Source organism: Citrobacter sp. GW821-FHT02E08 (assembly GCF_059421685.1).
This window is the reverse complement of sequence record NZ_JBWKVL010000008.1, coordinates 117,819-130,279: the sequence shown is the minus strand read 5'-3', so window position 1 is coordinate 130,279 and position 12,461 is coordinate 117,819. Positions and strand designations below refer to the sequence as shown.

Genomic DNA, 12,461 nt, shown 5'->3' with positions numbered 1-12,461 from the left:
ACCGGGCTTGCGTGCCTGGCTCGTCAAGGTCACAGGATTTCATATGCGTAATAGCCATAACATTACTATCACAACGTCAGATACGTTCACCGTCGAAGACGAAACCACCTGGTCGCTATCCGGGGCCGTGGTCGGTTTCGTGTCGTGGCTGCTGGCGTTGGGTTTCCCTTTCCTCATTTATGGCTCTAACACGCTGTTTTTCTTTCTTTATACCTGGCCCTTCTTTCTGGCGCTCATGCCCGTTGCCGTGGTGGTAGGCATTGCCCTACATTCACTGATGAAGGGCAAACTGCTGTTCAGTATTATCTCAACCTTGTTAACCGTCGGCGCGATGTTTGGCGCTTTGTTCATGTGGTTGCTGGGGTAGGTCGCTTCTCTTCTTTTTTGATGACTGCTGCGGCTGGTCATAATTCAAACCGTAACCAACAATTAGATTATGTTCTCCCTGTTCGAGGTGTGCGGATCGGGGGATAAATGTGGTACATTTGCCCGCGTTGTCGCGGCATTCCCGCCCTCTGAGTAGAGTCTCAGAGGAAGTTATGGGATGATGGCGCCGTTTTTCAGGGGGCAGGATGGGTAAACTAACGCTGCTGTTGCTGGCTTTACTGGTCTGGCTGCAGTATTCACTGTGGTTCGGTAAGAACGGCTTACACGACTATAGCCGCGTCAATGATGACGTCGTCGCGCAGCAAGATACAAATGCGAAGCTCAAAGCGCGTAACGATCAGCTTTTTGCCGAAATTGACGATCTTAATGGCGGCCAGGAAGCCATTGAAGAGCGTGCTCGCAACGAACTGAGTATGACTAAACCGGGCGAAACCTTTTTCCGTCTGGTGCCCGATGCGTCTAAGCGCGCTCAGACGACGGGGCAAAACAATCGATAAACAGCCAAGGATTTAACATGGCAGCCACTTTTTTGGACGTTTGCGCCGTGGTGCCGGCTGCCGGATTTGGCCGTCGGATGCAAACGGAATGTCCGAAGCAGTACCTCTCAATCGGTGATAAAACCATTCTTGAACACTCGGTTCATGCGCTATTGGCGCATCCCCGGGTGACGCGTGTTGTCATTGCGATCAGCCCCGGCGACAGCCGCTTTGCACAACTGCCTTTGGCGCAACATCCGCAGATTACGGTCGTCGATGGCGGCAATGAGCGCGCAGACTCCGTGCTCGCCGGGCTGCAGGCCGTCGGCGAAGCGCAGTGGGTGCTGGTACATGACGCCGCCAGACCTTGTCTGCATCAGGACGATCTCGCCCGCCTGCTCGCCCTCAGTGAAACCAGTCGTACGGGAGGCATCCTTGCCGCGCCGGTACGCGACACCATGAAACGCGCCGAGCCGGGTAAAACCGCCATTGCGCATACCGTGGAGCGTACCGATTTATGGCATGCGTTAACCCCGCAATTTTTCCCCCGCGAGCTGTTGCACGACTGCCTGACCCGCGCGCTCAATGACGGCGCGACCATCACCGATGAAGCCTCCGCGCTGGAATATTGTGGTTATCATCCTGCGCTTGTTGAAGGGCGCGCTGATAATATTAAAGTGACCCGTCCGGAAGATTTGGCGCTGGCTGAATTCTATTTGACCCGAACCATCCACCAGGAGAATGCATAATGCGAATTGGACACGGTTTTGACGTACACGCCTTTGGTGGCGTAGGCCCAATTATCATTGGTGGCGTGCGTATTCCGTATGAAAAAGGGTTACTGGCGCATTCGGATGGCGATGTTGCGCTGCATGCGTTGACCGACGCGTTATTAGGGGCGGCGGCGCTGGGGGATATCGGTAAACTTTTCCCTGACACCGATCCGGCCTTTAAAGGGGCGGACAGCCGTGAACTGCTGCGTGAAGCTTGGCGTCGTATACAGGCCAAAGGCTATACCCTGGGTAACGTGGATGTAACCATCATTGCCCAGGCACCAAAGATGTTGACGCATATTCCGCAAATGCGCGTGTTCATTGCCGAAGATCTCGGCTGCCATATGGATGACGTTAACGTTAAAGCGACCACCACGGAAAAACTCGGCTTTACCGGGCGTGGGGAAGGGATTGCCTGTGAAGCGGTGGCGCTCCTCATTAAGGCAACGAAATGACACAGTTTGAAAACCTGACTTACCTCCACGGGAAACCACAAGGGAGCGGTTTGTTGAAAGCAAACCCGGAAGACTTTGTGGTCATCGAAGATTTAGGCTTCGAGCCAGACGGGGAAGGTGAGCATATTCTGGTGCGTATTCTCAAAAACGGCTGCAATACCCGTTTTGTGGCAGATGCGCTGGCAAAGTTCCTGAAAATTCATGCCCGTGAAGTCAGCTTTGCCGGGCAGAAAGACAAACACGCGGTCACGGAGCAGTGGCTGTGCGCGCGCCTGCCGGGCAAAGATCTGCCCGATCTTAGCGCATTTCAGCTAGAAGGTTGTAAAGTGCTGGAATACGCTCGTCACAAGCGTAAGCTGCGGTTAGGTGCCCTGAAAGGTAACGCGTTTACGCTGGTTCTGCGCGAAGTGAGCCATCGTGATGACGTTGAAGCGCGTCTGCAGGCGATTAGCGAGCGGGGTGTGCCGAACTATTTTGGCGCGCAGCGCTTCGGCATTGGCGGCAGTAACCTGCAGGGCGCGCTACGTTGGGCGCAAAGCGATGCACCGGTACGCGATCGCAATAAACGCAGTTTTTGGTTGTCGGCAGCCCGCAGTGCGTTGTTTAATCAAATTGTCGACGAACGTTTGAAAAAAACAGACTTTAATCAAGTTGTTGACGGCGATGCGCTACAATTAGCGGGGCGCGGCAGCTGGTTTGTTGCCACAACCGAAGAACAGGCTGAATTACAACGCCGCGTCGATGATAAAGAATTAATGATTACAGCTGCGTTACCTGGCAGCGGTGAGTGGGGAACCCAGCGTGAGGCGCTGGCGTTTGAAGAAGCTGCCATCGCCAGTGAAACTGAGCTGCAATCGCTGTTGTTGCGGGAAAAGGTGGAGGCTTCGCGCCGCGCCATGCTGCTGTATCCGCAACAATTAAGCTGGAACTGGTGGGATGACGTAACCGTCGAGTTAAGCTTTTGGCTACCGGCAGGGAGTTTTGCCACCAGTGTTGTAAGGGAACTTATCAACACATTGGGTGATTATGCGCATATTGCTGAGTAACGATGATGGGGTTCACGCGCCTGGTATACAAACGCTGGCAAAAGCCCTGCGTGAGTTTGCTGACGTACAGGTGGTTGCCCCCGATCGTAACCGCAGCGGCGCGTCTAACTCGCTGACGCTGGAATCTTCGCTTCGCACTTTTACCTTTGATAACGGTGATATCGCCGTACAAATGGGGACGCCAACGGACTGCGTATATCTCGGGGTCAACGCATTGATGCGTCCGCGTCCGGACATTGTGGTGTCAGGAATTAACGCGGGCCCGAATCTGGGTGATGATGTCATCTATTCCGGCACGGTCGCTGCGGCGATGGAAGGACGTCACCTCGGTTATCCGGCGCTGGCGGTCTCACTGGATGGTCATAAACATTACGATACCGCCGCCGCAATCACCTGTACTATTTTGCGTGCTCTACGTCGTGAACCTCTGCGAACCGGCCGTATTCTGAATATCAACGTACCGGATCTTCCGTTGGATCAAATCAAAGGCATTCGTGTAACGCGTTGCGGCACCCGTCATCCGGCGGATAAAGTGATCCCGCAGCAAGATCCTCGTGGTAATACGTTGTACTGGATTGGCCCGCCAGGCGATAAATGCGACGCCGGGCCGGACACCGATTTTGCTGCGGTCGATGAAGGCTACGTCTCCGTAACGCCGCTGCATGTGGATTTAACCGCCTACAGCGCGCATGATGTTGTTTCAACGTGGTTAGAAAGCGTGGGAGTTGACACGCAATGGTAAGCAGACGCGTACACACCCTTCTTGAACAATTGCGCGCTCAGGGGATCCGCGATGAGCTGGTGCTGAACGCACTTGCCGCAGTACCGCGCGAAAAATTCATTGATGAAGCGTTTGAACACAAAGCCTGGGAAAACATTGCATTGCCGATTGGCCAGGGACAGACGATTTCGCAGCCCTATATGGTGGCGCGAATGACGGAGTTACTGGAACTGACGCCGCAATCCCGGGTGCTGGAAATAGGTACCGGTTCGGGATACCAGACGGCGATACTGGCGCATCTGGTGCACCATGTATGCTCCGTCGAGCGTATCAAAGGGCTGCAATGGCAGGCGCGTCGCCGCCTGAAGCAGCTCGACTTACACAATGTTTCGACCCGTCATGGCGATGGCTGGCAAGGCTGGCAAGCTCGTGCCCCGTTTGATGCCATCATTGTGACGGCTGCGCCGCCGGAGATTCCCACTGCGTTAATGGCACAGTTGGATGAAGGCGGTATTCTCGTCTTGCCTGTGGGTGATGAGCACCAGTATTTGAAACGGGTGCGTCGTCGGGGAGGCGAATTTATTATCGATACCGTGGAAGCCGTTCGCTTTGTTCCTTTAGTCAAAGGTGAACTGGCATAGCGCATTCCTGAATACCTGGATTTTTCCTGGTTATTTTGTAAAGGGTAAGCGTATGGTGAACACGTTTTCCAGTGTTCAGCCTGATGCATTGCACGGTTATTACGTCACTGGTTATTAACCAAAATTTTCCTGGGGGATAAATGAGCGCGGGAAGCCCAAAATTCACCGTTAGCCGCATTGCGGCATTGTCACTGGTTTCGCTGTGGCTGGCAGGTTGTTCCAACACCTCTAATCCGCCTGCACCCGTCAACTCTGTTGATGGCGGCGCACCGTCAAGCACCAATTCAGGTATGCTGATCACCCCTCCACCAAAAATGGGGACAGCGGCGACGCAACAAACGCCGCAAATTCAGCCCGTGCAGCAGCAGCCTCAGATAACCCAACCTGCGCAAATCCAGCCTGTCGCGCAACAGCCCGTGCAGACGGAAAATGGCCGTATTGTTTACAACCGCAAATACGGCGACATTCCGAAAGGTAGCTACACCGGCGGCAGCACCTACACCGTTAAGAAAGGCGACACTCTTTTCTATATTGCCTGGATAACCGGAAACGACTTCCGTGACCTTGCTCAGCGCAATAATGTTGCAGCTCCCTACGGGTTGAACGTAGGACAAACGCTTCAGGTGGGTAATGCATCCGGCGCGCCAATTACGGGTGGAAACGCCATCACCCAGGCGGATGCAGCACAGCAAGGAGTTGTGACCAACCCTGCACAAAATTCCACCGTTGCTGTTGCGTCCAAACCGACAATTACGTATTCTGAGGACTCAGGTGAACAAAGTGCTAATAAAATGTTGCCGAACAACCAGCCTGCTGGGACAGTTGTCACAGCCCCTGTAACGGCATCATCAACGAGCGCAACCCAACCGACTGCAAGCAGTATGTCTACCAGTGCGCCAATCTCTAAATGGCTCTGGCCGACCGACGGCAAAGTGATCGAAAACTTCGCGGCTACCGAGGGTGGCAATAAAGGTATCGACATTGCAGGCAGTAAAGGACAGGCAATCGTCGCGACCGGAGATGGACGCGTTGTGTATGCCGGTAATGCTCTGCGCGGTTACGGTAATTTAATTATCATCAAACACAATGATGATTACCTGAGTGCCTACGCCCATAACGATACGATGCTGGTCCGGGAACAACAAGACATCAAGGCGGGGCAAAAAATCGCTACCATGGGTAGCACCGGAACCAGTTCAACACGCTTGCATTTTGAAATTCGTTACAAGGGGAAATCCGTAAACCCGCTGCAATATTTGCCGCAGCGATAAAGCGTCGGAACCAGGCTTTCACTTGCTAGTTCCGTCAAGGGATCACGGGTAGGAGCCACCTTATGAGTCAGAATACGCTGAAAGTTCATGATTTAAATGAAGACGCGGAATTTGATGAGAACGGAGTAGAGGCTTTTGATGAAAAAGCCTTGAGTGAAGAGGAACCCAGTGATAACGACCTGGCTGAAGAAGAGCTGTTATCGCAGGGTGCTACACAGCGTGTGTTGGACGCGACTCAGCTTTACCTTGGTGAGATTGGTTATTCGCCACTGTTAACGGCCGAAGAAGAAGTTTATTTCGCGCGTCGCGCACTGCGTGGAGATGTTGCCTCTCGCCGTCGGATGATTGAAAGTAACCTGCGTCTGGTGGTGAAAATTGCCCGCCGTTATGGCAATCGCGGTCTGGCATTGCTGGATCTGATTGAAGAGGGCAATCTGGGACTTATCCGTGCCGTCGAGAAGTTTGACCCTGAGCGTGGGTTCCGCTTCTCAACATACGCAACCTGGTGGATCCGCCAGACGATTGAACGGGCGATTATGAACCAAACCCGTACGATTCGACTGCCGATTCACATTGTTAAAGAGCTGAACGTCTATCTGCGTACTGCGCGTGAGTTGTCGCATAAACTGGACCACGAACCAAGTGCGGAAGAGATTGCAGAGCAACTGGATAAACCGGTTGATGACGTTAGCCGCATGCTTCGTCTTAACGAGCGCATTACCTCGGTAGACACCCCGTTGGGTGGCGATTCCGAAAAAGCGTTGCTGGATATCCTGGCCGATGAAAAAGAAAACGGTCCGGAAGACACCACGCAAGATGATGATATGAAACAAAGTATCGTCAAATGGCTGTTCGAACTGAACGCCAAACAGCGTGAAGTGCTGGCACGTCGTTTCGGTCTGCTGGGATATGAAGCTGCGACACTGGAAGATGTGGGCCGTGAAATTGGCCTCACGCGTGAACGTGTTCGCCAGATTCAGGTAGAAGGCCTGCGTCGTCTGCGTGAAATCCTGCAGACTCAGGGGCTGAATATCGAAGCGTTGTTCCGCGAGTAAGCAAAGTTCTATCAAGAAAGGCCAGTCTCAATGAGACTGGCCTTTTTCTTTTGCGTGACTCGTCCTGAACAGTTGTAGGCCTGATAAGCGAAGCGCCATCAGACAATGTTTCCCGGAATCACCCCATCATCTTGCGGACCAGTTGCGTAAATTGCTCGCGCTCTTCATCACTTAAACGACCCAGAAACTCCTCATCAACGCAATTTCCCAGCGGCGTAACGCTCGCCAGTAATGTTTCCCCTTCTGTCGTCAGATGCACGAAACGACGTCGCTTATCCTGAGGATCGTTTTCCCGCTTCACCAGGCCCCGACTTTCCATCCGGCTCAGCATTTCAGCCAGCGTCGCTTTGGTACTGACCGCGGCTTCCATGAGGGCTACCTGCTCAATGCCGGGGCGCTCCGCAATGGCACGCATCACCGCATACTGAGGTTTGGTCAGACTCGGTAATTCATGCTGCCAGCGAGCAGTATGTTGCTGAAAAAGCTGACGTAGCAGGTGAAACGCTTTGTTTCGTAACTCCATGAGAACTCCGGGATGACTGTCTGCGTCTATCATAACGGGTTCCAGCCAGTTTTTTAATGTGGGAATTTTTAAGCGTTCAGTGCGGCGCGTTACGCTGCGACTTGTCGTGACGATATCTCAGGCGTATTTTATTCAAAACGTTCGTATGCGAACAAATATTGAGGCGATGAATGAGACTGATTGTTGGAATGACTGGCGCCACGGGTGCACCGCTCGGCGTCGCGCTACTTCAGGTGCTGCGCGAGATGCCAGACGTTGAAACCCACCTGGTGATGTCGACGTGGGCGAAAACCACTATTGCGCTGGAAACGCCCTGGAGTGCCCGCGAGGTTGCTGCGTTGGCCGATTATCGCTACAGCCCCACGGACCAGGCGGCGACCATTTCATCTGGCTCATTCCACACCGACGGCATGATTATCATTCCGTGCAGCATGAAAACGCTGGCGGGGATTCGCGCCGGTTACGCCGATGGCCTGGTGGGCCGTGCTGCCGACGTGGTGCTGAAAGAGGGGCGCAAGCTGGTGCTGGTGCCGCGCGAAATGCCGCTCAGCACCATTCATCTGGAAAACATGCTTGCACTTTCGCGCATGGGGGTGGCGATGGTGCCGCCCATGCCCGCGTTCTACAACCATCCACAAAGCGTTGATGACATCACACAGCACATTGTGGCGCGCGTGCTGGATCAATTTGGCCTGAAACACCCGCACACCAGGCGCTGGCAAGGATTGCAGCAGACACTGAATTTTTCTCAGGAGAATGAATAATGGCATTTGATGATTTGCGAAGCTTTTTACAGGCGCTCGACGACCACGGGCAGTTGCTGAAAATTAGCGAGGAGGTCAACGCCGAGCCGGACCTGGCTGCTGCCGCTAACGCCACCGGGCGTATTGGTGACGCTGCACCAGCGCTTTGGTTTGATAACATTCGCGGTTTTACCGACGCTCGCGTCGCAATGAACACTATCGGTTCCTGGCACAACCACGCGATTTCTCTCGGCCTGCCGCCCAATACTCCAGTCAAAAAGCAGATTGATGAGTTTATCCGCCGCTGGGATAACTTCCCCATTGCGCCGGAGCGTCGCGCTAACCCGGCATGGGCCGAGAATACCGTCGACGGCGAAGAGATTAATCTGTTCGATATTCTGCCGCTGTTTCGTTTAAACGACGGCGACGGCGGTTTTTATCTCGATAAAGCCTGCGTGGTGTCCCGCGACCCGCTTGATCCTGAACATTTCGGCAAGCAAAACGTTGGTATCTACCGCATGGAAGTGAAGGGAAAACGTAAGCTCGGCTTGCAACCGGTGCCGATGCACGATATCGCCCTGCACCTGCATAAAGCGGAGGAGCGCGGCGAAGATCTGCCCATCGCGATTACGCTGGGTAACGATCCGATCATCACCCTGATGGGCGCGACGCCGCTGAAATACGATCAGTCCGAATACGAAATGGCGGGCGCGCTGCGCGAAAGCCCGTACCCGATCGCCACCGCGCCGCTGACCGGTTTTGATGTGCCGTGGGGGTCAGAAGTCATTCTCGAAGGTGTCATCGAAAGCCGCAAACGTGAAATCGAAGGACCGTTCGGCGAATTTACCGGGCACTACTCCGGCGGGCGCAACATGACGGTGGTGCGCATCGATAAAGTCTCTTATCGCACGAAACCGATTTTTGAATCGCTGTATCTCGGCATGCCGTGGACCGAAATTGACTACCTGATGGGACCGGCCACCTGCGTCCCACTTTACCAGCAACTGAAAGCCGAATTCCCGGAAGTGCAGGCGGTAAACGCCATGTACACCCACGGCCTGCTGGCGATTATTTCCACCAAAAAACGCTACGGCGGTTTTGCCCGCGCGGTTGGCCTGCGTGCAATGACCACGCCGCATGGTCTGGGTTACGTGAAAATGGTGATCATGGTCGATGAAGACGTTGACCCGTTTAACCTGCCGCAGGTGATGTGGGCGCTCTCCTCGAAAGTGAACCCAGCGGGCGACCTGGTGCAGTTGCCGAATATGTCGGTGCTGGAACTTGACCCCGGCTCCAGTCCGGCGGGGATCACCGACAAACTGATTATCGACGCCACCACGCCGGTCGCGCCGGACAAGCGCGGTCACTATAGCCAGCCGGTGGTTGATTTACCGGAAACCAAAGCCTGGGCTGAAAAACTGACCGCCATGCTGGCCGCACGTAAATAAGGAGAAGATGATGATTTGCCCACGTTGTGCTGATGAACAGATTGAAGTGATGGCGACATCGCCGGTGAAAGGTGTGTGGACGGTTTACCAGTGCCAGCACTGCCTCTATACCTGGCGTGATACCGAACCGCTGCGCCGCACCAGCCGCGAACACTATCCCCAAGCGTTTCGGATGACGCAAAAAGATATTGATGATGCGCCGATGGTGCCGAGCATTCCGCCGCTGCTGGCGGAGGATAAGCGCTAATAAAACAGTGCCGGGTAAGGCTTCATCTTACCCGGCCTACAGGGTTATCCCCGAGGGTCAATGCCTCCGGGGATCATTGGGGTTACACCAAACTTTTCAACCGATAAATCCACTCCAGCGCCTGGCGCGGCGTCAGGGAATCGGGATCAAGGTTCTCCAGCGCTTCAACGGCAGGGGAGGTCTCTTCCGGGGCTGACAGCAGGGACATCTGTGTACCGTCTACCTGCGTGGCGGCGGCATTCGGCGAAAGGCTTTCCAGCTCGCGCAGCTTCTGGCGTGCGCGTTTAATCACCTCTTTCGGCACGCCCGCCAGCGCGGCAACCGCCAGACCGTAGCTCTTGCTGGCTGCGCCATCCTGCACGCTGTGCATAAACGCGATAGTTTCACCGTGCTCCAGCGCATCCAGATGGACGTTGGCAACGCCCTCCATTTTCTCCGGCAACTGAGTCAGTTCGAAGTAGTGGGTGGCAAACAACGTCAACGCTTTGATTTTATTTGCCAGATTTTCTGCACAGGCCCACGCCAGCGACAGGCCGTCGTAGGTGGAAGTGCCGCGGCCAATCTCATCCATTAACACCAGGCTGTTTTCGGTGGCGTTGTGCAGGATATTGGCGGTTTCAGTCATCTCCACCATAAAGGTTGAGCGACCGGAAGCCAGATCGTCCGCCGCGCCGACGCGGGTGAAAATACGGTCGATAGGACCGATCTCCACGCTTTGCGCAGGAACATAGCTGCCGATGTAGGCCAGTAACGCAATCAGCGCAGTTTGACGCATATAGGTACTTTTACCGCCCATATTCGGACCGGTAATAATCAGCATCCGCCGCTGCGGAGAGAGGGTTAGCGGGTTGGCGATAAACGGTTCAGAGAGCACCTGTTCCACCACCGGATGGCGACCTTCGATAATCCGAATACCGGGTTTATCCGTGAAGGTTGGGCAGGTGTAGTTCAGCGTATACGCGCGTTCGGCGAGATTGATCAGTACGTCCAGCTCAGCCAGTGCAGCCGCGCTCTGTTGCAGGTCTGCCAGGTGTGGCAACAGCAGGTCAAACAGCTCGTCATACAGCTGTTTTTCCAGCGCCAGCGCCTTGCCTTTGGAGGTGAGAACTTTGTCCTCGTACTCTTTCAGTTCAGGGATAATGTAGCGCTCGGCATTCTTCAGCGTCTGGCGGCGCACATAGTTGATTGGTGCAAGATGGCTCTGGCCACGGCTGATCTGAATGTAATAACCGTGCACCGCGTTATAGCCAACTTTCAGGGTATCCAGCCCAGTCCGTTCACGTTCGCGAATTTCCAGTCTGTCGAGATAGTCGGTTGCGCCATCTGCCAGCGCACGCCACTCGTCCAGTTCTTCATTGTAACCCGGAGCAATGACGCCGCCGTCGCGGACCAGCACCGGCGGTGCATCGACAACCGCCCGTTCCAGTAGCTCACGCAGCTCCGTAAACTCGCCCATTTTTTCACGCAACATCTGTACGGGATCGCTGTTCACCGTTGCCAACTGAGTGCGCAGTTCTGGCAACTGCTGGAAGGCGTGACGCATGCGGGCGAGATCGCGTGGGCGGGCGGTTCGCAGCGCCAGACGGGCGAGAATACGTTCCAGATCGCCAACCTGTCGCAGTACCGGTTGCAGTTCGCCGGTGGCGTCCTGCAACGCGCCAATGGTTTGCTGGCGTTCGGTCAGAATTTTGGTGTCGCGCACCGGCATATGCAGCCAGCGTTTGAGCATTCGACTGCCCATTGGGGTAACGGTGCAATCAAGCACGGAAGCCAGCGTATTCTCCACGCCCCCCGCCAGGTTTTGCGTGATCTCCAGGTTGCGGCGTGTGGCCGCATCCATGATGATGCTGTCCTGCTGGTGTTCCATGGTGATGGAGCGAATGTGCGGCAGCGACGTGCGCTGAGTATCCTTCACGTACTGCAACAGGCAGCCCGCGGCGCATAATCCGCGCGGAGCGTTCTCCACACCAAAGCCAATCAGATCCCGCGTGCCAAATTGCAGGTTCAGCTGCTGGCGAGCAGTATCGATTTCAAATTCCCACAGCGGACGGCGGCGTAAACCGCGACGGCCTTCAATCAGCGCGGTTTCAGCGAAATCTTCCGCGTAGAGCAGTTCGGCGGGGTTGGTCCGCTGTAACTCAGCGGCCATGGTTTCACGGTCGGCGGGCTCGCTCACGCGAAAACGCCCGGAACTGATATCCAGCGTGGCGTAACCGTAGCCTTTACCGTCTTGCCAGATAGCGGCCAACAGGTTGTCCTGGCGTTCCTGCAACAACGCTTCATCACTGATGGTGCCTGGCGTAACAATACGCACGACCTTGCGCTCAACCGGGCCTTTACTGGTCGCCGGATCGCCTATCTGTTCGCAAATCGCAACGGACTCGCCCTGATTGACCAATTTGGCGAGGTAATTTTCGACCGCATGATGCGGGATGCCCGCCATCGGGATAGGTTCGCCTGCAGAGGCGCCGCGTTTGGTCAGCGAGATATCGAGCAGTTGAGACGCACGCTTAGCATCGTCATAAAACAGTTCGTAAAAATCGCCCATGCGATAGAACAGCAGGATCTCAGGGTGCTGTGCTTTCAGCTTGAGATACTGCTGCATCATGGGGGTATGAGAATCTAAATTTGCTATTGAAGTCATTGGTTTGTGATGTCCATTTTCTTTAATTTTA

The 12,461-nt window shown here is 54.8% G+C and carries 14 protein-coding genes; 12 read left to right on the top strand and 2 right to left on the bottom strand.

What is annotated here, in order from left to right; translation table 11 throughout:
* Positions 1-43: 43 nt before the first annotated feature.
* From AC07UY_RS12580 to rpoS, 9 genes are all read left to right on the top strand, one after another.
* Entirely contained in the window at positions 44-367 is a 324-nt protein-coding gene (locus AC07UY_RS12580; RefSeq protein WP_203360191.1) for a DUF3561 family protein, read from the top strand.
* Between the two features lie 205 nt (positions 368-572).
* A complete protein-coding gene (ftsB, locus tag AC07UY_RS12575; protein WP_192613270.1) occupies positions 573-884 on the top strand; it encodes a cell division protein FtsB in 312 nt (103 codons plus the stop codon).
* Positions 885-901: 17 nt separating this feature from the next.
* Positions 902-1,612, top strand: a complete 711-nt coding sequence (gene ispD / locus AC07UY_RS12570) for a 2-C-methyl-D-erythritol 4-phosphate cytidylyltransferase (protein ID WP_203360192.1) — start codon at positions 902-904, stop codon at positions 1,610-1,612.
* Positions 1,612-2,091 (top strand): 2-C-methyl-D-erythritol 2,4-cyclodiphosphate synthase, encoded by a 480-nt coding sequence (gene ispF / locus AC07UY_RS12565; protein ID WP_192613268.1) that lies wholly within the window; start codon positions 1,612-1,614, stop codon positions 2,089-2,091. The genes ispD and ispF overlap by 1 nt, the downstream gene beginning before the upstream one ends.
* Entirely contained in the window at positions 2,088-3,137 is a 1,050-nt protein-coding gene (gene truD, locus AC07UY_RS12560) for a tRNA pseudouridine(13) synthase TruD (protein ID WP_494701244.1), read from the top strand. The genes ispF and truD overlap by 4 nt, the downstream gene beginning before the upstream one ends.
* Positions 3,118-3,879, top strand: a complete 762-nt coding sequence (surE, locus tag AC07UY_RS12555; protein ID WP_203360194.1) for a 5'/3'-nucleotidase SurE — start codon at positions 3,118-3,120, stop codon at positions 3,877-3,879. The genes truD and surE overlap by 20 nt, the downstream gene beginning before the upstream one ends.
* A complete protein-coding gene (locus tag AC07UY_RS12550; protein ID WP_192613265.1) occupies positions 3,873-4,499 on the top strand; it encodes a protein-L-isoaspartate(D-aspartate) O-methyltransferase in 627 nt (208 codons plus the stop codon). The genes surE and AC07UY_RS12550 overlap by 7 nt, the downstream gene beginning before the upstream one ends.
* A gap of 140 nt (positions 4,500-4,639) precedes the next feature.
* The gene (nlpD, locus tag AC07UY_RS12545; RefSeq protein WP_494701245.1) at positions 4,640-5,770 is read left to right on the top strand and encodes a murein hydrolase activator NlpD; all 1,131 of its coding nucleotides are present in this window, start codon (positions 4,640-4,642) and stop codon (positions 5,768-5,770) included.
* Between the two features lie 62 nt (positions 5,771-5,832).
* On the top strand, positions 5,833-6,825 hold the full coding sequence (gene rpoS / locus AC07UY_RS12540) for an RNA polymerase sigma factor RpoS (RefSeq protein ID WP_000081498.1): 993 nt from the start codon (positions 5,833-5,835) through the stop codon (positions 6,823-6,825).
* A gap of 118 nt (positions 6,826-6,943) precedes the next feature.
* Here rpoS and AC07UY_RS12535 read toward each other — a convergent pair whose 3' ends face one another.
* Positions 6,944-7,348 (bottom strand): MarR family winged helix-turn-helix transcriptional regulator, encoded by a 405-nt coding sequence (locus AC07UY_RS12535; protein ID WP_203360196.1) that lies wholly within the window; start codon positions 7,346-7,348, stop codon positions 6,944-6,946.
* 170 nt (positions 7,349-7,518) lie between these two features.
* On the opposite strand from AC07UY_RS12535, the gene AC07UY_RS12530 reads away from it, so the two are divergent.
* From AC07UY_RS12530 to AC07UY_RS12520, 3 genes are read left to right on the top strand one after another with little or no spacing between them, the layout of a single operon-like run.
* Entirely contained in the window at positions 7,519-8,112 is a 594-nt protein-coding gene (locus AC07UY_RS12530) for a non-oxidative hydroxyarylic acid decarboxylases subunit B (RefSeq protein WP_203360197.1), read from the top strand.
* The gene (locus AC07UY_RS12525; protein ID WP_203360198.1) at positions 8,112-9,539 is read left to right on the top strand and encodes a non-oxidative hydroxyarylic acid decarboxylases subunit C; all 1,428 of its coding nucleotides are present in this window, start codon (positions 8,112-8,114) and stop codon (positions 9,537-9,539) included. The genes AC07UY_RS12530 and AC07UY_RS12525 overlap by 1 nt, the downstream gene beginning before the upstream one ends.
* A gap of 10 nt (positions 9,540-9,549) precedes the next feature.
* A complete protein-coding gene (locus AC07UY_RS12520) occupies positions 9,550-9,786 on the top strand; it encodes a non-oxidative hydroxyarylic acid decarboxylases subunit D (RefSeq protein ID WP_203361219.1) in 237 nt (78 codons plus the stop codon).
* A gap of 82 nt (positions 9,787-9,868) precedes the next feature.
* Here AC07UY_RS12520 and mutS read toward each other — a convergent pair whose 3' ends face one another.
* Entirely contained in the window at positions 9,869-12,430 is a 2,562-nt protein-coding gene (gene mutS / locus AC07UY_RS12515) for a DNA mismatch repair protein MutS (RefSeq protein WP_494701246.1), read from the bottom strand.
* Between the last annotated feature and the right edge of the window lie 31 nt (positions 12,431-12,461).